Source organism: Leptospira perdikensis (assembly GCF_004769575.1).
Lineage (GTDB): Bacteria > Spirochaetota > Leptospiria > Leptospirales > Leptospiraceae > Leptospira_A > Leptospira_A perdikensis.
Map to the genome: position 1 here is coordinate 17,549 of NZ_RQGA01000007.1, position 20,761 is coordinate 38,309.

At 39.9% G+C, this 20,761-nt stretch carries 16 protein-coding genes; 11 read left to right on the top strand and 5 right to left on the bottom strand.

The window, feature by feature from the left end:
- Nucleotides 1-45 precede the first annotated feature (45 nt).
- From EHQ49_RS07195 to EHQ49_RS07205, 3 genes are all read right to left on the bottom strand, one after another.
- Nucleotides 46-933 carry a helix-turn-helix domain-containing protein gene (locus EHQ49_RS07195; protein WP_135578336.1) on the bottom strand — a complete coding sequence of 296 codons (888 nt, stop codon included), beginning with the start codon at nt 931-933 and terminating at the stop codon, nt 46-48.
- Between the two features lie 380 nt (nt 934-1,313).
- Nucleotides 1,314-2,135, bottom strand: coding sequence for a ParB/RepB/Spo0J family partition protein (locus tag EHQ49_RS07200; RefSeq protein WP_135577853.1), 822 nt, complete (start codon nt 2,133-2,135; stop codon nt 1,314-1,316).
- Nucleotides 2,119-2,871, bottom strand: a complete 753-nt coding sequence (locus EHQ49_RS07205) for a ParA family protein (RefSeq protein ID WP_135577855.1) — start codon at nt 2,869-2,871, stop codon at nt 2,119-2,121. The genes EHQ49_RS07200 and EHQ49_RS07205 overlap by 17 nt, the downstream gene beginning before the upstream one ends.
- A gap of 229 nt (nt 2,872-3,100) precedes the next feature.
- Here EHQ49_RS07205 and EHQ49_RS07210 point away from each other — a divergent pair, with 229 nt between their 5' ends.
- From EHQ49_RS07210 to omp85, 10 genes are all read left to right on the top strand, one after another.
- The gene (locus EHQ49_RS07210) at nt 3,101-4,417 is read left to right on the top strand and encodes a helix-turn-helix domain-containing protein (RefSeq protein WP_135577857.1); all 1,317 of its coding nucleotides are present in this window, start codon (nt 3,101-3,103) and stop codon (nt 4,415-4,417) included.
- A gap of 2 nt (nt 4,418-4,419) precedes the next feature.
- Nucleotides 4,420-5,418: a hypothetical protein gene (locus tag EHQ49_RS07215; RefSeq protein WP_135577859.1), complete on the top strand. Its 999-nt coding sequence runs from the start codon at nt 4,420-4,422 to the stop codon at nt 5,416-5,418.
- Nucleotides 5,419-5,947: 529 nt separating this feature from the next.
- The gene (locus tag EHQ49_RS07220; protein WP_135577861.1) at nt 5,948-6,373 is read left to right on the top strand and encodes a phosphatidylinositol phospholipase; all 426 of its coding nucleotides are present in this window, start codon (nt 5,948-5,950) and stop codon (nt 6,371-6,373) included.
- Between the two features lie 868 nt (nt 6,374-7,241).
- The gene (locus tag EHQ49_RS07225) at nt 7,242-7,457 is read left to right on the top strand and encodes a hypothetical protein (protein WP_083901925.1); all 216 of its coding nucleotides are present in this window, start codon (nt 7,242-7,244) and stop codon (nt 7,455-7,457) included.
- A 22-nt stretch (nt 7,458-7,479) separates the two neighbouring features.
- Nucleotides 7,480-8,958 (top strand): MBOAT family O-acyltransferase, encoded by a 1,479-nt coding sequence (locus tag EHQ49_RS07230; RefSeq protein WP_135577863.1) that lies wholly within the window; start codon nt 7,480-7,482, stop codon nt 8,956-8,958.
- Between the two features lie 9 nt (nt 8,959-8,967).
- Nucleotides 8,968-10,488: a hypothetical protein gene (locus tag EHQ49_RS07235; RefSeq protein ID WP_135577865.1), complete on the top strand. Its 1,521-nt coding sequence runs from the start codon at nt 8,968-8,970 to the stop codon at nt 10,486-10,488.
- Nucleotides 10,489-10,524: 36 nt separating this feature from the next.
- Nucleotides 10,525-11,574 (top strand): aspartate-semialdehyde dehydrogenase, encoded by a 1,050-nt coding sequence (gene asd, locus EHQ49_RS07240; RefSeq protein ID WP_135577867.1) that lies wholly within the window; start codon nt 10,525-10,527, stop codon nt 11,572-11,574.
- A gap of 15 nt (nt 11,575-11,589) precedes the next feature.
- Nucleotides 11,590-13,593, top strand: a complete 2,004-nt coding sequence (locus tag EHQ49_RS07245; protein WP_135577868.1) for a hypothetical protein — start codon at nt 11,590-11,592, stop codon at nt 13,591-13,593.
- Between the two features lie 4 nt (nt 13,594-13,597).
- Nucleotides 13,598-15,031 carry a pyruvate kinase gene (gene pyk, locus EHQ49_RS07250; RefSeq protein ID WP_135577870.1) on the top strand — a complete coding sequence of 478 codons (1,434 nt, stop codon included), beginning with the start codon at nt 13,598-13,600 and terminating at the stop codon, nt 15,029-15,031.
- A gap of 29 nt (nt 15,032-15,060) precedes the next feature.
- Nucleotides 15,061-16,458 carry an Omp85 family outer membrane protein gene (omp85, locus tag EHQ49_RS07255; protein ID WP_244241395.1) on the top strand — a complete coding sequence of 466 codons (1,398 nt, stop codon included), beginning with the start codon at nt 15,061-15,063 and terminating at the stop codon, nt 16,456-16,458.
- A 50-nt stretch (nt 16,459-16,508) separates the two neighbouring features.
- On the opposite strand, the gene EHQ49_RS07260 is transcribed toward omp85, so the two are convergent.
- The gene (locus EHQ49_RS07260; RefSeq protein WP_135577873.1) at nt 16,509-18,194 is read right to left on the bottom strand and encodes a S41 family peptidase; all 1,686 of its coding nucleotides are present in this window, start codon (nt 18,192-18,194) and stop codon (nt 16,509-16,511) included.
- Nucleotides 18,195-18,326: 132 nt separating this feature from the next.
- Nucleotides 18,327-19,064 carry a pirin family protein gene (locus EHQ49_RS07265; protein WP_135577875.1) on the bottom strand — a complete coding sequence of 246 codons (738 nt, stop codon included), beginning with the start codon at nt 19,062-19,064 and terminating at the stop codon, nt 18,327-18,329.
- Between the two features lie 107 nt (nt 19,065-19,171).
- Between EHQ49_RS07265 and EHQ49_RS07270 the strand changes: the two genes are divergently transcribed.
- Nucleotides 19,172-20,752: a methyl-accepting chemotaxis protein gene (locus EHQ49_RS07270; protein WP_135577877.1), complete on the top strand. Its 1,581-nt coding sequence runs from the start codon at nt 19,172-19,174 to the stop codon at nt 20,750-20,752.
- Nucleotides 20,753-20,761 lie beyond the last annotated feature (9 nt).

Genomic DNA, 20,761 nt, shown 5'->3' on the forward strand with positions numbered 1-20,761 from the left:
TTTTAATGCTGATTCCTTCCAAAAAATACCGTTTTTATATCCAGTCTATCGAATTTCACTGAGGCGTGATCCTTCTTCCTTCTCCGAAAACACAACAAGAACTGTCGGTTTTACGCGTTCGGTAAAATACATATTCACAATTTGGCGAAGATGCCCTTGAATCGGTGAAGTGACAACAATCACATTTCCATCCATCTGAACTTCCAACCGTTCCAATTGGTTCCAAGAGGATTGGGTCAATTCTTTGCTTGCCCAAGCTAAAAACCCAGACCAAGAAGCCGGGTGGGAAAAGGTTTCTTCCATTGAAACTTTCTGCTCAGTTTTAATCACTTCTGGTCTGCGAACAGAAATCAATTCTCGGCAAAGAGATTGTACATAGGATGTGTTTGATTCCATATGTAAGGAGACTGCTTTTTTATAAGCCTCCAAAGCGATTTCAGGACCGAAGAGATCCACCAAAGTTTCAAATGCTTTTTTCTCTTCTTTTTCCTTGCTCAATTCTCCAGTCGCGGGCACCGCAGGTGGATTGTTTGTATTAGATATAGTTATATTAATATGGTTAGGGGTTCCGTCCGCACCCCCCTTACCGGCCAACTTTGGACCCCCAGAGGTTTCCGGTTCGCCACCGGTGAGGGTTATACTCGTATCCCCCAGAGGGGTAATTTTGGAACCCTCGTAGTGGAAGGAAAAATGATACCGGGTCGAAGTCCGCCCATTGCCTGGAACTTGGTAGAGTAGGCCGGCGCGAGTGAGTTCCTTTTTTGCGGAAACAATGGATTTTTTGGTCTTGAAGCCGGTAAGTCGCATCAATGTTTCTGTGTTGGGCCAAACTGGTTTGAAATTGTAGTCACTGAATTTCAGTAGAACCGGATAGAGTGTTTTGGCGGCATGAGATAGCTCTGCCCAAACACCTGAATCTATGATGTCGGTCATCAGTCGGATATAGGGATGCCGCTGGTCGCTCACAAAAGCTCCTCCGCTTTTCTGCAAAAATTAAACCAAATTTAAGCAAATTTTACGAAGGAGTTGACATTATCTGACATAATGTTAATTATGTCTCATCCAACAACATTCCTTCGGGAAACCCCGACCCCCTGGAACACCAGGGGAATTTTTTTATGTTTCGGGTTGGGATATTACAAATCCCACGTCTCTTTTGCATTTGCAAAGAAACGTTTTGCTCAAACTCAAATCACTTTTATTATGTCACATTATTGTCGGATTCCGGCAGATGTCAAGTTCGTACAGCATTTTTCCTAAGCTGTACGATAAATTTTTTTCCTAAGTACTTGACTGCTTAGTACTTGTTTGGGTTATGCCGAATCGCCGTATTTTTTCACCAATTCTTTGCGAATGAATTTGTATATGTCGCCGAGTAAGATTTCGTCGTCCGACAGAATCTGGATTCCCGTTCCTGTCCTACGAATTTTGTACCCAGAAAAAAGCGAACTCTTCGATTGGTTGGGCTCGCCGGACTTAATCTGTTTATTGAAATCTTTAGCATCTCTAACGGTTTTTAAGGCTCCTTTATGGAATAAGGTTAGAAAATCGTCGAGACTTCCTTTTTTTGCAGCCTGGGCGGCTTGGACCAAAAGGTTTTTGTTGTAGATTTCATTTTTTTTGCACTTCTCAAGGTCTTCTTTTGACATCGAGGTTATGGAAAGTACTTCCGTCATATAACTGCGGCTTTTTCCAAAAAGTTCACCTAACTCCTGATCTGTGTAGTTATGGGAGTTTTTCAAAAAGAGTAGGGCGTCTACCTCTTCATAGGGGGAAAGATTTTCTCTTTGTAAATTTTCAATGACAGCTAATTTATAAATTTCTTTGTCAGGGCGATTTAGGATCTTACACTCGATTTCCACCCAACCAAGTGATTTGGCAGCATGGTATCTTCTTTCGCCAGCAATGATTTTGTAACTCCCTTCCCGATCTCCTTTGGAAACGATGATCGGTTGCAAAAGTCCATCGGCCTTTAAAGTCTGAGCAAGCTCTTCAATCCCTTTTTTCCTTTCCTGTCTTGGTTGGTGTTCGGAGGGTTGGATTTTATCCATCCGAATGGTACGAATCGTCCCATCCAAATTTTCCGCCTGGTAGATGTCGGCGAGAGTTCCGAGGCGTTTACTTTTTAAGCTCATTTAAAACCTCCTCAATAAATCCTTCATACTCTTGAGACTGGCGAGAGGTTCGGTTGTAATCATAAACTGATTTTTTTGCTAGATGGCTTTCGCCAATGGCTACCCCATCCGAAATCGTGTGTTCAAAGATACGAAAGTATTTTGTCAAAACGGGAAGGATGGTTTTGGTAAGTAAGGTCTGGGGTTTGAGTTGGGTGATGAGTGCCCCTAAAATTTCCAGGTCAGGGTTGATCCTTTTTTTGATCGAGGAAATTGTCTGTTGCAGACCCATAATTCCGTCCATGGAGAATTTCTCTGCCTGGAGAGGGATGAGAACAAAGTTGGCTGCCACAAGGCTATTCACCGTGAAGATAGAAAGAGAAGGGGGGCAGTCAATGATGACAAAGTCAAAATCTTTAATTCCTGAAAGGGAGTCCCTGAGGATATAGGGGGCCTCTACAGAGTTCACGGAAACTGTTTCCATCTCCGCCAAACGCATGCTAGATGGCGCTATCCACAAATGTTCGTTATACGCTGGGGCGATAATGTCTTTTAGGCTTGTGGCATTTTGGAAGAGGTGGGCTAAATCTTTCTCAACAGTTTCTGGATTCAAAAAGATCCCCGTGGAATTTGCTTGAGGGTCCATATCGATGAGTAAGGTCTTATGATTTCGACGGGCGAGACCCATGGCAAGATTCAAAGAAGTAGTGGTTTTTCCTTCTCCGCCTTTTTGGTTTGCAACTGCAATCGTGATCATCTGTCTCTTTTTCCCTTCCCAAATGGTATGCTTTCTTGCCGAAAATTTGGGATCAATTGTATTTTTAGAATGGAGCAAAAAAAGGGTTTTTTAGTTCCATCTCCCTTCATTGTCGGACATCCGACATGCTGAAAATTAGCAAAAACTATCTCCTCTGTTTGCGTCGGACATCCGACATTCAAATAGGTACGTACTTGACAAAGTGATTAAATTTAAACAGTTTCATAACATGCCTTCTCAAACAATTCCCCTGCTTGCCTCCGAAAAAATGGGCAAGGATTGGATGGATTTTGTCCTTCCAATTTTGTGGGAAGGGTTATGTACGGAGCTTGGTCTCTCCGCCGGAGTGGTCGTTTTGAAAGCAGAGGAAGAAGATTCTTTTTATGAATCTGCCAGTTTCGGTTATGGAGAAGATGGGTTTTATTATTCGTTCTTGAATCGTGGTTCGGACCATTGGGAAGAGTTAATGCACTCCCCAGAACCCGTGTTTTTTTCCGGAACTGAGTTCGAGTTGTTTGGAAAAAAAACAAATGCCTTTGCGATTCGGATTTCTTACGGACAAACAAAAATTGGCTTTTTGCTGGCAGAAATGGAGGAGACTCTTGTCCTTCCCTTTGGAATTTTCCTTACTCTCTTTGCTGAAAAGATTGGGAATGAGTGGGGAAAAACCAAACCCAGTTTGGGAATCCAAGAGATCCTCCGAGAAGGGAATTCGCATTCTTTGTATCGTAAAGAAATTCCCAATTTAGAGCTGGCTCGTTTAGAGTTTGCGAAACAAAAAGTCCTTACCATTCTTGGTCCCCCCGGCTCTGGGAAAAAAACTTTGGCAAAATGGATCCACCAAACCCAGCTTCCTGGGGCCCCTTTTCTGGTGGTAGAATCGTTACCCGACCACTTTGGGAAACTGGAAAAGGCTCTCTCGGTTTGGGGGAGCGAGTCTCGTTCCGGAAGTTTGGTTCTTTCTGGAATCCAGTTTCTGAACTTAGGACAACAACAAATCCTTTCTGATTGGTGGTCAAAATCTGGATATTCTGGGTCACTATTTTTACTTGGGCCCGAGGAAATCGGCCAAGAATTATTGCCAGAGTTTGAAAGGTTTTTCCGAAAAAATTCGTTGGTACTGCTATCCCTCAGGTTCCTTCCAAAAGCGAGTTTGCAAACTTTGGTTCAGAATATATTTGAAGAATTGTGCAATTCTCAGAACCGGTCGGGTTTGAGATTAGGGGATTCCAGTTTGCAAGAATTAGTATCTAGATCATATCCGGGAAATTTTGCTGATTTGCGAAATGCAATTCTCACCGGGATCTTAACTTGCCGGTCGAACCAGGTGGAACTTGCAGACTTAGAACCTGGTAAATCCAAGATGGATTTGGAGATCCCTGATGCAGAAGATTTAGACTTGCGGCGTGGAACAGAGGCCTTAGAAAGGCAGAAGATTCTTCTCGCTATGCGGATCTTTTCGGGCAACCAAATCCGGATGGCAAAGGCCTTGGGTATTTCGAGGGGATCCCTCCAATATAAAATGAAACAGCTTGGTTTAACGTAAAGATGGATGATACTGTATACGAAGAGCGGAAAACTCCGGCTGGCTTTCTCGTCAAAGTCCGGCTTTCCAAGCTCACATACGTAGTTTTTACGGAAACAGGTCCAGAAGTTCCCAAGGGTGCTAGGAATAATTCCATCGTAGTCAATGTGCCCCGGGTTGGGTTTTTTGGGGACGACTTTGATGTTTCACATTTCCATTTAGGAGAACTTTCCTTCGTTAACGTCAAAGCAAGTAAACTTGTTATCCCTTACCAACATGGATTTTCGAATGAAATCAAAACCATCTATTTAGGGACGGGGAGTTTGAGTGATGTCCTACCTGTGGTCATCTACCACTATAAGAATAAAGAAGAATTGATGGCAGCTTGGGAGAGGGGGGAACAGGCCCAGTTTTTAGTGGTCGATGAAGAAATTCCTCGATCGGACATGGTTTCTTTTAAGATCCGATACCCCAGTATGAATATCCTTGTGATTAAAAAAAGGATCAATACTTCCGCAGAATCGCAGTCTCCTAAAACTGATGAATCCAAAGACAAAGGTGTGGTAGATTACGATAAGGTCCGTGCTACCGATGTTGCTAAAAACCAGAACTTAAATACCTATAGTGAAAACCCAGTCTTTTTGGCTAGAATCCATCTCCGAGCTATGGAGTTGGATAAGGTAAAACAGCTCCTCTTAGATTTCCATCTTTCTTCCGATGACGTTATGTTCATCCGAACATTTTTAGATGTGATGATCAAAAACGAATTAAAAAAGCCGGAATTGGATGTGGTCAAACCGCAACTCATTGCGATGACGGAAGCCTTTCGATTGGCAGTGCTCATTTTGGAATACCGTGTGGAAGATTTCGAAAAGGAATTGGATCTAGGATTTTCAAAAGAGATCTCTCATATGATTTATGCCCTACTCGCAAAAGAACAAGAAACTGCTCAAGACCTGGAACATGAAATAGTTCTTTGGGAATGGAAGTTGCGGGTGCGCTCGCAGATTCTAAAAAAATAGTCAAAATCGGCCAAAAAAAGCTTTATTTTTCCCTGATTTCGAGGAAAACTGAGGATAATCCTATGATTTTCTCGGAAAAAATGAAAAATCTGGCACAAAAGTTGCAAAAGAGTACCCTTTTGGTTTTGCTCTCTGTATTTTTTATTTTTCCTGCAACCGGCCTATTCGCAGACGAAGCCGACCTTCCTGTCATCATTCCAAACGATAAACTCTTAACTCCGATTGAACTTCGAGACGGTTTGGTTTTTGAAGTGGTTGTGGTTGATGAAAGGAAACTTACTTTGAATGATGTGGAACCTTCGAAAGTTCCACAAGTTGGTGAGTTCGTATTTTCTGGTGAACCAACTCCAAAGCCTGCGAACATTTCGATGGTATCTAATCCAGGGATGGTTTTTTTAATTTCAAACAATTCATTTTCCGAAAAAGACGATCGCAGGGATTTGAAAGACGGTTTTGTTTTTGAGAGTGGCCAAGAGCATTTCTCTGTAAAATCGATTGCCAGCCCAGGACTTTTTTGTTTTCTGGGGATATGTCTCAGCCGAAGCGAGTTGCCTTCCAAAAATTTCTCAATGCTATGCGAAAACTCTCTACCGAAGTCAATGACTCGGAGATCTGCAAACGATTGGAAATTCTTATGGCAACCAGTAAGGACGACCTCCCTTTGGCTGTTGTCAACCAGCTCCTCCAAGATGCTAAGAACTTTGACCCCAAGGCCATCCCGGAACCTTACACACAGTATGTCCGACATTTCATCTATATGGTCAAACGCAACGGACGAGTCCCGAGTGACCTTCTATCCGGAGGGGATGAAGACAGAGCTGGTGGTGACCGTTCTTCCAAGTCTGCAAAGAAACAGTCAGCAGTTCAGTCCAAATCCAAACACAGTATCTCTAAATCTTCAAGTCCTGTAAAGAAGGGGAAATCTTCCCCCAAATCCACTTCTAAAAAGTCTTAAAATAGCTAAATTCTTCACTAAAGAAAACCTTCCTGTGCGTAGCACAGGGTGAATTCTCGTTTTTCCATCCCTAGGGGACATAGCACCCTTTTTATCAAAACTGACCATTTTTAAGCACTTATCTCAATTCCCCTGTCTCTTTCAATCGCTCAAAGCGGATTGGTCTCTGGATTGGAACAAAACTGCCAAATTTTAGGCATTTACTTTCGAAACCAAAAATCGGACCAATTGCCCTGCTTTGGACACCTAACGGATGTTCCTGTTTTGTCGAATGTTCGTGTCTCGGCACCTACTGTTCCCATATGGGCGACCAGACATGGTCATGACAGTCAATTGGCAGCCAAGAAGAGGGCAATTCGCTTGTTGCCCAAATTCCGTCTATCTCTTTGGTCGCTCCTTAGAATCTCAAGCAAAGACTGGACTTATGGCGCAAACTCCATAAAAAAGAATTCATCTCGTAATGGGTGCAGTCGGATGCCTGGGAATGGTCAGTTCGGAAGCGCCCGGAAACCGCAGCAACTGGCCTTTGTTTCTGGATCCATTTCAGTAGGATGGGCCAAAAACCGTCAAAAATCAAATTTCGGCCTGTAGTAGATACAGGGAGCTTTTGTAAGGCTGTTTGCACTAGATTTAAGTAAAACAGAGAAAGAAGTGGCCAAATTAGGGCGTTTATACCCCAAACTACCGGACCTTCGGCTCCAACACAGGATGGCAACGGGACTTCAGAGATTAACGTGGAATTACCCGAAAGTCGACCGAAATACTGTCAAAAAGTCATGTGTAGCGAAAATGCATATGTATGTAAAAATGGCAGGGAATTGAATATTGGTTGCCAGGCAGGAGTATCCGACCCACCGTTCTTTTTTATATGGCGGAAACGATACGGCTTAGGGTAAAATGTCATGCTTGTTCCAATTTAATTGAAGGAACGGCCAAATACGGTTCTGGGCACTTTGTTCCAGAGGGAATAGTCTTTGATTTTGTGGCTGTTGGCAAAGTGGAAGGGGCGCAAGGACGAAGAGTTAAGGCGGAAGTCACCTGTACCTGCCCCAATTGTGGCGTAAAATGCAAGTACAATGTCTAATTGATTAAAAATAGTCAGTAATATGCTTTTTAATTCGGCAACATTTGCCCTTTTCTTTGTTGGATCATTGTTCGCTTGGCAGCTTTTACGCATTACTTTGCCTAAAAAAAATGGTTGGTTTGATAGAATTTACTCATTAAAAAGATTAATATTGGTCATTTATTTGATTGGTATTAGTGCTATATTTTACTGTTTTTGGAACCCGCTTTATCTGCTTTTGCTGGTTTGGATTGCTTTTGTTGATTTTTGGCTGGCTCGGGCCTTGGGAAGGACTGATTCTCCTTTCTTTCGCCGTCTCATTTTGTCAGCTTCCCTGCTAGATAGCCTTGGGATTCTTCTCTTTTTTAAGTATGGGCATTTTATTGCTGAAAATTGGGCAATTATTTTTGGTAATTCACAATTCAATCCAGAATTTTGGAGCCATTGGCTTCTTCCTGTGGGGATTTCTTTTTACACATTCCAGTCGATTTCTTACTTGGTGGATGTTTACAGGCGGGAATTGGAGCCTGAAAGGAAGTTTTCATCTTATTTGCTCTTTCTTTCCTTTTTCCCGCAGTTGGTCGCAGGCCCAATCGTCACGGCAAAGTCTTTTTTGCCCCAAATTCGTAGGCCTCTCCCCTTCCTAAAGACTCCTGTCCTTTTCGCAGTATTTCTCATATTGTTAGGGTTGTTCAAAAAAATGGTAATTGCAGACCATTTGGCCGAAACTTCAGACTTCGCATTTAGTCACACCGCAGATGTTTCCACAAAAGCACTTTGGATTGGTATGTTTTCCTATTCCTTTCAGATCTATTGTGACTTTTCAGGTTATACTGATATTGCCCAAGGTGCGGCACTTCTTTTTGGGTTCAGGTTGCCTGAGAATTTTAAGATGCCTTATTTATCCAGTGGGTTTTCAGAGTTTTGGACTCGTTGGCATATTTCTCTTTCCCAGTGGCTGAAAAAATATGTCTACATCAGCCTTGGTGGGAATCGTGTGAGTCGGGTTTTCACTTATCGAAATTTATTTCTTGTGATGGCAATTGGAGGATTTTGGCATGGGGCCTCCTGGAATTTTTTGGTCTGGGGGGCCGGCCATGGTTTTTTGCTCATTTTGGAAAGATGGGCACTTGTTGGGTCTAGAGTATGGAACGTAGCTTGGATGAAACCCGTTCGTGTCCTTGTGACTTTCCTTTTGGTATGTTTTCTTTGGATTTTCTTTAGAAGTAGTGATTTTGCGAGTTCTCTGTGCTACCTACAGGGTCTTTTTACCAAAAAAGACGGTTTTTCCCTGCCTTATACTTTTGAAATGACTTTTGTTTATTGTTTGGTTTTCCTTTTGATAGGTCATTTATTGGGGAATTTGTATTTTAAGGACAATAAGCAATTGTTAGGTGGATTCAAAAAATTAGAAAATTCCTTAGGAAAAACAGCAGTTTTTGGAGTTTTGGCTTCGATTTCCCTTATTTTGATTGTTTTGTTTTCGGCGGATAGCAAACCTTTTGTGTATTTTGTTTTTTGAGGAGATAATATGAAACAGAAGATATTATTTATATGTTTCTTTCTTATTTCTCTATTTGCCATGGACTTTTTGTTTTTTAAAAAACTTCAGTTTTTGTTGCCGAACGAATCTCCTTGGAACACCAATCATTTCTTTAATTTTTTATATGAATATGAACGGATTCGAAACATTCCCAAAACAAAAAAAAGAATCATCATTGTAGGAAGTTCTGTTGCTTACTATTCGATTGACTCTCGTAAATTAAAGGAGTCTTTGCGGAAAGATTACGATTTGGATGTGGATGTTTTTTATTTAGCTTACGCTGGAAATAGTCCACTTTATGTGTATTTACTGCTGAATTGGTTGGATCCATTAGAGCCGGATCTTGTTGTGTATCCCGTCAATTTTATTGATTATCGCCTTCACCGAACCTATGTTATGTTCCCTGAGGGTAGGAATGATTCTGTAGAAGAGTCGGTAGTTGTTAGAGATGCCCTCACCTTTGGAGAGGCACCCCAGTCTTTGTGGGTATTCCCTTGGGAGACCTTAAAAGAAGTTGGTCCTTCGATGGATTGGGATACCTGGTCTCGTTATGTAGTTTCTTCTGGATTTTCTTTCTATCGTTACAAAGATATTTATCTACAAAATTTGCAGAATTTAATCCAACATCGGTTTGGACGAAATACCAGCTATCATGCTTATGCCGGCGCCGACATTCCTGAGGGAATTAGTGGCCTTGGTTGGACGGGTCAAAAATTTAGTTTTTTCCCAACTGAAAAATTGAAAAACAAAGGATTTTGGGTTGAGGTAACTCAGTTCCTTCTCGGTGGAAAACCTTGCCGTATGGAAATTTCCAATGGAATCACTCACCAAGAAATTTTCCTCACCCGGGAAGGTTGGGTGAAACTCCACTTGGATCCAAAATTCTTCCAAGATAAAAAGTTGATCACTGTAAAACTAGAGCGGGTTTGGTATGCTAACCAGGCAACGGGTGCCTATTTGGATTATCATTTTGATCCTATAGGTGTTCGGTTGGAACAAACGTTTGGACTCGAAAAAGCGAAGTCCGGAATCCAATACGAAAGGGAACCGAGAACCGAGGACTTTCGGTATTCAGGAATGAAAGATGAAGAATATCGTAAGTATTTCCATTACCGGTTGCTTGAGGGACTCGAGAAACGACCTGGAATTGGATACCTCGTTGCCTTAAAATTGGCAAAAGAAAGAATTCGTGAGGAAAAGTTTCGGCCTTATTTTCACTTTCGGTATCTCAAAAAAATTGCAGATCATTTTCGAGAGAGAAATGTTCGTTTTTTACTCATCAATAATCCCGAGAGCCCCATCTCTCTTGATTGGTATGAAGATTCTGACTGGTATCGAGATCACCTATCGTATTTGGAATCTTTAGCTGGAGGTTCTGTCCATTATTGGGACATACACCGAAGTTTGCCGATGCAGGGTTTTTCCGACTTCCACCATTTCACATATCTCGGAATGGAACAAATGAATCCGATTTATGCTAAAAGAATTGGAAATCTCTTTCCGAAATAAGATGTTTTTCAATCCTTACATTAGATAAGGAATTTTATGGAAAAAATCAAAGTTGGAGTCCTGGGAGCAACAGGATCCGTCGGTCAAAGATTCATTCAACTTTTGGAGAATCACCCTTATTTCACGGTGACTCATTTGGCAGCTTCAGAAAAAAGTGCCGGCCAAACTTATGGAGAGGTAATGAAATCTCGTTGGAAGATTTCATCCGATATCCCTGCTTACGCAAAAGACATTATCATTACGTTACCAAATCCTGAAGTGACCAAGGGCGTGCAACTCGTGTTCAGTGGTCTTGATGCATCCATTGCTGGAGAAGTAGAAACTGCCTACGCGGAAGCGGGTGTGATGGTTCTATCTAATTCTAAAAATCATAGAATGGATCTGAACGTTCCGATTCTTTCTGCGGAAGTGAATGCACATCATTTGGATGTTTTACAATTCCAAAAGACCAAAGGAAAAATCATTACCAATTCCAATTGTACCATTATGGGTGTAACGATTTCATTGAAACCTCTGATGGACGCTTTTGGTTTAAAGTCTGTTATGTTGTTTTCGATGCAGGCCATTTCGGGGGCAGGATACCCTGGAGTGCCGACTATGGACATTCTTGGGAATGTGGTTCCTTATATTGGTGGCGAAGAAGACAAAGCAGAAATTGAACCACAAAAATGTTTGGGAACTGTAAAAGATGGAATCATCAAATCAGCTGATTTTAAAATTTCAGCTCATTGCAACCGAGTTCCTGTTTTTGACGGACATACGGTTTGTGTCTCCGTTTCCTTTGATAAAAAACCAAAAAAAGAAGAGATTCTTAAGGTTTGGGCCGATTTTCAAGGGGAACCGCAGAAATTGGGATTGCCGTTTGCACCAAACCCGGCTATTCTCTACCGCGAAGAAAATGATAGGCCTCAACCACGTCTGGATTTAGAGACGGGGAGAGGAATGACTACTGTTGTTGGAAGACTTCGGGAAGATCCAATTTTGGATTGGAAATGGGTAGTACTTTCACATAACACGATTCGAGGTGCGGCAGGAGCTGCTATTTTGAATGCAGAGTTATTGTATAAAAAAGGATTTTTTAACTAAGGAATTTCCCGAGACATGTTGGATCCAAACCTCCCGGAATTAAAAGTAATGGATTACACCGCCTGCCTCCAAAAGGTTCAGGCTATGGATTCACGGGGGGATTTTTCATACAAAGGGATCTATAAAGTTCTACTTGTGATCTTCGAGTGGACGGATAAGTTTTTACAAAACAAAGTTTTACCCAATGTAGAACAAATTGAACGTGATAGTTCAATTGATCGTGATCGTACAGAAAATTATGTGATCGACCTTAGTTATAAACAAAATCCTGCAATCATCAGAAAGATGAACGTTCTCGAATTTCATCCCAACGAACCTGGAGATCCAGAAAATCCAAAAACTTTTATCAAACACAATACTGTATTTGCAAGACCTACAACCTCTGATGGAGGCACAGCTTTCCGTTACGCGTTGGGACTGAATGAACTTTCTACAGCCGCCATCAAAGGATGGTTCAACGAAAAAAGAAAGTATGTTGGTAAAGAAAAAATGCGCAAAGTCATCAAAGCAGCAGTGGATTCTAATCGGTTGTTTGATACGTATGCATCTACTGAAATTGGAAATTTATTCCAGTGCCCTTATGACAAAACAAAAGTGCAAAAAGATGCAACCATCATCATCCATTTAAAACCAATTTTGAAACAATTGGTGGATGATAAAATTTTGTTTTTCTTTCGAAATGATTCTGCATCAAGACCTGCTAATAAAAGTGTTTTTCTTTATAATAGGCCATCTGAAATTGCTGATCGATATGATGGATATATTGATTATACAAAAAATACCATTTACCCAGCTCTAAAAAATTTAGGGGTTATGGGCGAAATTACAGAAGATTCATGGAATAATCCCCGTAACCTTTTAACTGAGATTAAAGGGTATATGAACGATTCTTATGGGGATCAAAAAACTCTTATCGAAGAATGTTTAGTTTTAAATGAAATTATAGAAAAAGATAAAGAAAGAGAAGAAAAACAAAAACGCAAACAGCAGGTTGATGATTTGATGGCTTTCCTTGCTGAGGCTGGCCGCATTGTTGAGGTAAACTTACTTCGTGTGAGTGGAGAACCATTGACGGACGAGTTTCGGGCCAACCTTCTTTCGCAACCAGAGCTTTTATATACTGAGTATGCAGACAATAAAGTATATAACGAATTTATCCTTCATAAGTCTTGTATCCCTCAGGCGATTGAATCGGCCAAAAGAACTTTTCAAATCAAACATTCGGATCTAGAGATTCGAGTTCTCAACCAAATGAATGTCACCCTTCATTTGAATGATGAAAGTCCTAAACGGTTGTTAGAAGAAATTGAAGCACAAAGTCTCTTCCAATTTTTGCCTTTTTTCACAAGGATATGGCGGATGATTATGGGGAGTATGACAGTTCATAAATTTGAAATTCCCCCGATCAAAGCAAGATTACAACAGCAATTAAACAAAGATTTGGCGAATCAGAAAGTCAAAAAAATTGCTCAGGAAAAAGACCGTCTTGTCAAAGCTCGTTTGAAGGAACGGGAAGAATCTGAAAAAGATGCAGAAAGAAAATCAAAACAGTCGCAACAAACTGCTGCGTCCACTGCGGGTTTTAATGGTGGGGAAGAAGATTCTCCTGAACCAGTCAAACAAGGAAGCCCAGAAGAAGAGAAAAAATGGAAAGAATCCATTGAAGCAATCATTCGTATTTTAGATGAAGCTTGGGAATTTGGAGTTTATCCGGATCGTGAGTATGTTCTTTCTAAATTGAATGGAAAGTTTACTGAAGAAAATCTGATATTTTTCTTAAAGAAATTTGGGGGAAAGGAAATCTATAGTTTTCCTATCCGAAACCAAAGGGAAAAATTCCCTTGGCCGATTCTTATTTCTACAGGCTATCTCAAACGACATGGCAAAAAACTTTTGGACAAAGTCAGTGCAGAAAGTGATCGCCAACGAAGTGAAAAATTTCCGAACCAAGAGAAATTTGACATTGCGGAATCGCAATTAGAGTTTCTGAATAGAATCTTACCTAGATTAAAACCTTAAAATTATGCCTGCTATTGAACAACTAAGAGCTCGAAAAACAAAAATCGTTTGTACCATTGGTCCTGCGACAGCCTCCAAAGAAATGATCCGAAGTTTAGCTTTGGCTGGAATGAATATCGCAAGGATCAATATGAGCCATGGAGATCATGAGTTTCATAGAAAGATCATTCGTATCATCAAATCACTCAACAAAGATGAATTACACAAACAACCGATTTCTATCCTTCTTGATACACAAGGGCCGGAAATTCGAACGGGGGATGTTCAAAACGATCTCCACTTAAAAGTGGGTGAAACTTTTACGTTTCATATCATTCCGGGGATGGAAGCGGAAGCCCAAAGTGTTTTTGTAAACTACCGAGATATTGTAAAAGACCTAAAGGTTGGTGACAAAGTTACTGTTGACAATGGGCTCATCAACTTGGCCGTCCAAGAAATTCGCGAAAACGAACTCGTTTGCACTGTGTTAGATGGTGGTAAACTTGGATCTAGAAAACACATCAACTTACCGGGAATTCGGGTGAACTTGCCATCAATCACTCCAAAAGACCTTAAAGATATTATTTTTGGATTGGAAGAAGATATAGATTTTGTGGCTCTATCTTTTGTTCGCTCTCAAGAAGACGTGATCCAACTTCGAGGGATCATCGATGAAAAAAATCATCATGCCCAAATCATCGCAAAGATTGAAGACCAAGAAGGTTTAAAAAACTTGGATGCCATCATTCGAGAATCGGATGGGATCATGGTGGCCCGAGGAGATTTGGGAGTTGAAATTGAAATTGAAGAACTCCCTATTGTCCAAAGACGAATCATCAAACGTTGCCAAGAAGAAGGGAAACGTGTGATTGTTGCCACTCACTTATTAGAATCTATGATTCAGAATCCTTCTCCTACAAGAGCGGAGGTGACCGATGTTGCTAACGCAGTGTATGAAGAAGCGGATGCCATTATGTTGTCTGGTGAAACTGCGATGGGAAAATTTCCAGTGCGTTGTGTGGAGATGTTGGATAAAATTGCTCGGCGTATGGAAATGTCGATCAACCTAGGCCTTGCTGCACAAAGAAAACCAAAAGACCAAAAAGAAGAAATGGCTCGTTCTGCGGCAAACTTAGCCGATTCCATGCAAGCACATGCTATCATTGCCATCACCCGCCGGGGAATTACTGCCAATAATTTAGCATCTTTTCATCCGAAATATCCAATTGTTCACGCGTTCACCAATATGACGTCTGTTAGGCGCAAGCTTTGGCTTACAAGGGGAGTGATTCCATACCGTGTTGATTTCTCCTCCGATCCAGAAAAAACAATCAAACTTGCGATCCAAACTCTTGTGAATAATGGATACCTCCAAATGGGAGAAAAGGTTGTCATTCTTTCTGATATCATTGCTGGTGAAGATCGAGTCGAAACCATTCAAGTCCGCGAAGTAAAATAATCTTCATGTTTATTCGGAATTCGATTTCTGTGTTGGTAGTGATATCAACATGGATTTCCATTCCACTTTATTCGGAAGAAAGAAGTTCTGATGTACCAGAATGGATTGGTGAGTTTAAAAAATTAGACGAGAAGGAACTGTCCAACAAAAAAGAAGGTTGGTATGCTACCGGTCTTCCTTTGTTTGGAAATGACGCCGTCAATGGGTCTGGCCTTGGGGTACTCGCCAATATTTTTTATAACGGAACCAAATCAGATTCTTCGTTTAAATATACTCCTTATGAACATATGTTCAACGTGGGAGTTTACAGAACCAATCGAGGGACCCAGAATAATTATTTGGCATGGGATGCTCCTTACTTTGCGGATACCGCTTACAGACTTAAGGCTTATGTGGGTCGCGATGCAAGTTTTTATAATCAGTATTTTGGTGTTGGAACGGAGAGTTTGCAACCTCTCTATTATAAAGATCGAAATTTGGATGGTAGCCGGATCAATCGTAACGCTACATTTTCGGACTTTGAAAATGCAAATTCCTATACACGCAATCGAGGGCCGGGAAAAGAATTTACTTCGAACCAACACTATCATGACTACCAATTTGAAACTACCTATGGGCAATTTTCATTAGATAAAACAATATTCCAAGTTTTCAGAGTTTGGGGTGGAGTGGAGTTTTCAAAAAATTCTGTTAGGCGGTATGATGGAACCTCCACAGAGGCAAAGGATCCATTAACAGGAATCAAAGTCCCCGCAATTGAAGATAGTTCTAAAATTACCGAGGATGCCAATTCAGGGAAAATCATTGGTATCAATGGTGGAAATTTAAACTATGTACGTGCTGGGATTGCTTATGATACTAGAGACTATGAACCTGATCCCGATCGTGGTTGGCTGATTGAATACAATATCAATAAAGCAGAAAGAACCATTGGCTCGGATTTTAATTACATCAGACATTTTGCACAGGCCAAGAACTTCTATCAACCTTTTCCAAAACTCTTTGAAGAGTTTGTCATCGCACAGCGTGTGGCATTGACTAAAATTGAAGGTGACGTTCCTTTTTTTGAATATCGTTATCTTTTTTCCATTGATGGTCCGTTTGGTGCTCTTGGTGGTCAGAACACCCTTCGTGGGTACAGACAAGAACGTTTTTTTGGACCTGTGATTGGATTTTATAATTTGGAGCTAAGGTATCGTGTGGGAAGTTTTTCCCTCTGGGATCAGTTCTTTCAGTTAAGCATTGTTCCATTTTATGACGTAGGACGAGTTTGGGATAAACTTCGTGATGTGAATGCATTAGGTTATAAACATGCACGTGGGTTGGGATTACGACTAATTTGGGACCAAGCCACAGTGATTTTAATCGACTATGCTCATTCTAAAGAAGACCAATTGTTATATTTGGACATTGGTCATACCTTTTAGATATTTTTATAGAAATTAGCTGATGTTATATTTCAAAAATCTGTGAATCCCTATTCAATTTTTTTAGTGGCGAGATAACCTGAAAAAAAATCGAGGGAATGATACAATTGATAATCAGGAAGGATATTTTTATCTTTTTCGGATTTGATTTTTAGACTGGCTGAGCCATTTTGTTCAATCCATTGGTTGATAGAGGAGATATCCAATTTCGGATTTTTTTCTTTTGAATCTCCTGCTGAATCTGCCTGTATATGATTCTTAGCATCTAAAAAGTTAGGATTCAATTCTTTTTGATCCGAAACCCAAATGTCCGGTGTAATTCCTGATTCGTGGAACTTTTTACCATTCGGAAGGTATAAAAAACTAGAAGTTATTTTGATAAGTAAACTGTCTTCTCCTGAAACTTTGTTCAATGTGTGTACAAGTCCTTGGCCAGTAGATTTTGATCCAAGTATAATTCCACGTTGATAATGTTGGATTACTCCTGCAATTAACTCAGAACCTGACCCGGTATTCCCATTAATCAGAATGGTCATCGGTAAATCAGTAATCGTTGATTGGTTAGCATAAACCATATTTGGAGGTCCTTTATGGGTTTGTGTGGTGACTAACAACCCATTTGGAACAAACATCCTCATACATTCAATGATTTGGTCGAAATAACCACCTGAATTATTGCGAAGGTCAAAAACGAAACCATGGATAATGATATTTTTATTTTTTGCCTCTTCCACTAAGGTAAAATAATTTTCCTTAATCAAGTTAGTGGCACTGGATTGATTATTCTTAAGAAATCCAGATACTTTAATGTAAATGAAGTTATATTTCCCGGTCCAGATTTGACCTTCTATCATTTTTTGTTCTGTCGACTTGTTTTCCTTTATAGGAATTTCGATACTATACTTTTGATTTCGCTGAACATCGACTTTGATTGTGGAGCCAATCTTACCTTTAAGTAAATGGTTGATTGTTTGAATGGATAAATAACGAACTGGTTTGTCATTGATCGCTAGTAATTCGTCATTATTTTGCAGGCCGACATTTTTCAAAAAAGAAGTATCTTGCAAAGATGTTATAATTTTTCTTTTCGAATTTGTTTCTTTTAATGGGATATCAATTGATATAATTGTTTTCGGTTGTAAGAGAACTTCGTATTTTTCTAGTATCATTATACTAGAACCTAAAAAAGAAGAAACATAACCTTCCGATGCTGCATATATGATATTCTCCCAATTCGTATCGTTTGTTTTTTCTGTGTATAAAACCTGTAATACTGATTCCAAGAGATCTTGTGTAAACGTTATCTTTGTAAATTCATCTTCAAGTTGCGATGCAACCGAATCAGATAACATTACTTTATTTTCTAAGTTTGGGTTTTGAATGATTATAAGGTTGGATAATACACCATCCTGTATTATTACTCCCTGGATTGAGTTTTGAAATTTGACGTAAAAAGATTTTGGCAATAGAATATGGTTTTCGAAGGATTCTGTTGCCAAGACAGCTGCTCTTTGAAAAGCTTTGGAATTATTTAAATCTTTGGGGTAAAGATAACTAAATTCCATCTGTTTTTTAATCGCAGAGATTCGTTTAGAATGTTGATAAATTTTTTCCGCTTCGATTGGGAATTTTTCAGTTAAAGGTATAGGTTTTGGGCTTTGGCAGGATAACAAGATGGATAATAGTGAAATTTGAATTGAAAATATAATTCGGGAGTTAGTGAAGTTTAGTTTCATTGAGGTCAAACCCTTGTTAAGAAAATACGTTATATTTCTAAGAGTCTTACATTTAATGCAAATTTAGATTAAACTGTCAATATAAGATAAAGACACGAACCGATTTTAGGCAATCGGTTCGGTTAAAAATTTTTATTTCATCGGAACTTCAATCACGAGTAACTCTGATTTGATGTCTGCATGAAACTTATATTCATCCTTTCCCCAATATCCAACGGCGTCTCGACGTTCGAGTAGTGTATCCTCCACCTTTAATTTCCCATTGATGAGAAAAGTAAAGATCCCTTGGTCTGGTGCATGGACTTGATAAGAGAGTTCTTTGCCTGGATCTAAAGTTGCCAAAGAAAAATAAGCATCTTGATTGATCCAAACGGCCTCCTCATCGATGGGGGAGACAACCGTTTGAAACCGGTTCACCCTTCCTGCTTCGGAGAAAGTTTTTTGTGCATACCTTGGTTCGATTCCTCCTACTTTCGGAAGGATCCATATTTGTAAGAAACTCACTTTCTTTTCACTGCTGTGGTTGAATTCCGAATGCATAATTCCGGATCCAGCGGACATGATTTGGACATCCCCTGTCCGAATGATTCCATTCGTACCTGTACTATCTTTGTGAGCCAACTCTCCAAAGAGAGGAATGGAAATAATTTCCATATTTTGGTGTGGGTGGGTACCAAATCCCATACTAGGTTCTACCATATCATCATTTAATACACGAAGGGCTCCGAAGTTTGTTTTTTCGGGATGGTACCAGTGGCCAAAACTAAAGGAGTGGTGGCTATCCAACCATCCGAAATTGACATGTCCACGCTCAGATGCGGGGTGAAGTTTTTTTCCTACGGAATTGCTGTTGGGTTTTAATGTTTCCATATTGAATAGTTTAATATTAAACTATAATTTGTCAATCGAGTTTTGTTTTCAGAAAGTAAAAAAAGAAAATCACTTTCCATTCACTTTCCTTTCCCGATCATCATCCTATGTCGACGAGAACTAGTTTAGAATCAATAAAAACCAAAAAGAGCTGGGTAGAATTGGGTCCTGTGTATGTAAATCGAGTCCGGTTTCTTTTGGCGGGATTCTATATCATAGCGACTCTCGGTTCCTATCAAACCTCAACCACATTACAAACTACAAGTTATTTGGTGGGGATTACTTGTATGTTTTTGTATGGGGGATTGCAAGCCTATCTATTCAAAAAGGAAAAGTTAAACGCATTTTTCCCAAAGGTACTCATTCTTATGGACATTACTGTCCTTTTTGCGGTGACTGCTTCCGGCCTTTTGGGTGGCAGTGGAGTTGCCGCAGACTTAATCAAATCACCCACACTCTATGTATTGTATTATTTTTATGTAGTATATTCGGCATTTTTATTTTCAAAACGAACTCTTCTTATGAGCACCTACTATTCCGCTTTTTGTTTGGTGATGATTTCAGTTATTGGTTATGGCCAAGGAGTAGAGTTTAGAGAGGTAGAGGGATTCCAAAGTTTAAAGAGTACGGTCGGGATCTCGAATGAAGTATTCAAAGTATTGTTTTTAATTTGTTTCGGATATCTGACCTCAGCGGTTCTTAATTTATTAAACGAAATCAAAAATGAATCGGAAGAAAGACAAAAAACGGCAGAGAATGAAAGATCTACTGCAGACAACCTAAATCGTGATTTGGTTAAGATTGGATCTGAGCTCATCAAAACTTTAAAATCGATTCGTGAAATCACAACGGACTTTAATGTACAAATTGAATCTCAAGATAAATCCATCAATGAATTGACAGAATTTGTATCCTCCTTTTCTGAAAGTATCCAGACATCAGTAAATAATATTGGAAAACAACATAACCAAATCAGTTTATTAAATCATAAATCAGACACTCTCAAATCAAGTATTACCGAGATTGGAACTGTTGTTGAGGAATTGAATTCCAACATGAGTGATTTCCAAGATAGAAGTAATGTCCTTTCTGGAACGGTTAAAAACTTAGAAGAAAGATTACGATCTGTGAATGAATCGCAAAAAGAAGTAAGTGAAGTGAATGATATCATGGCAGAGATCGCGGATCGGACGAATTTACTTGCTCTCAATGCTTCCATTGAAGCGGCAAGAGCTGGGGAACATGGGAGAGGGTTTGCTGTTGTGGCCCAAGAAGTTGCAAAATTGGCTGAGAATTCGAATGAAAATGCAACGAAAATTAAAAAAATCATCACTACTTCCAATCGATTCATCCAAGAAGGAACTGAACTTGCTTCTGTTTCTCTCAAACAAACTGAGGCTCTCCAGTCCAAGTATGAGCTTTTGAGTGGAGTCATTAAAACCGCAACGAATAAGATTAGTTCACAAAAAGATGTTAATAATGAAGTTTTAGAGTCACTCGATTTGATCGAATCAATTTCTCGGGAATTGGACCAAGAGTCGAAATTATTAAACCAAGACAAAGACCAGATGGTGGCGGTCGTACAAAAAATGGCTGAAATCAACAGAGAAGTGGTGATTAATGCTAGAAAAGTAGGTGAGAATACTTTAAGTTTGGAAAAACAAGCAGCTGATCTTGCTTCAGAATAATCATTTATC

Coding starts and splice junctions, on each gene's coding strand:
- EHQ49_RS07205 (WP_135577855.1), bottom strand. CDS start 2,871: ATGATCACGATTGCAGTTGCAAACCAAAAAGGCGGAGAAGGAAAAACC.
- EHQ49_RS07200 (WP_135577853.1), bottom strand. CDS start 2,135: ATGAGCTTAAAAAGTAAACGCCTCGGAACTCTCGCCGACATCTACCAG.
- EHQ49_RS07230 (WP_135577863.1), top strand. CDS start 7,480: ATGCTTTTTAATTCGGCAACATTTGCCCTTTTCTTTGTTGGATCATTG.
- EHQ49_RS07225 (WP_083901925.1), top strand. CDS start 7,242: ATGGCGGAAACGATACGGCTTAGGGTAAAATGTCATGCTTGTTCCAAT.
- asd (WP_135577867.1), top strand. CDS start 10,525: ATGGAAAAAATCAAAGTTGGAGTCCTGGGAGCAACAGGATCCGTCGGT.
- EHQ49_RS07235 (WP_135577865.1), top strand. CDS start 8,968: ATGAAACAGAAGATATTATTTATATGTTTCTTTCTTATTTCTCTATTT.
- pyk (WP_135577870.1), top strand. CDS start 13,598: ATGCCTGCTATTGAACAACTAAGAGCTCGAAAAACAAAAATCGTTTGT.
- EHQ49_RS07215 (WP_135577859.1), top strand. CDS start 4,420: ATGGATGATACTGTATACGAAGAGCGGAAAACTCCGGCTGGCTTTCTC.
- EHQ49_RS07195 (WP_135578336.1), bottom strand. CDS start 933: ATGACCGACATCATAGATTCAGGTGTTTGGGCAGAGCTATCTCATGCC.
- EHQ49_RS07245 (WP_135577868.1), top strand. CDS start 11,590: ATGTTGGATCCAAACCTCCCGGAATTAAAAGTAATGGATTACACCGCC.
- EHQ49_RS07260 (WP_135577873.1), bottom strand. CDS start 18,194: ATGAAACTAAACTTCACTAACTCCCGAATTATATTTTCAATTCAAATT.
- EHQ49_RS07220 (WP_135577861.1), top strand. CDS start 5,948: ATGTCTCAGCCGAAGCGAGTTGCCTTCCAAAAATTTCTCAATGCTATG.
- EHQ49_RS07210 (WP_135577857.1), top strand. CDS start 3,101: ATGCCTTCTCAAACAATTCCCCTGCTTGCCTCCGAAAAAATGGGCAAG.
- EHQ49_RS07270 (WP_135577877.1), top strand. CDS start 19,172: ATGTCGACGAGAACTAGTTTAGAATCAATAAAAACCAAAAAGAGCTGG.
- EHQ49_RS07265 (WP_135577875.1), bottom strand. CDS start 19,064: ATGGAAACATTAAAACCCAACAGCAATTCCGTAGGAAAAAAACTTCAC.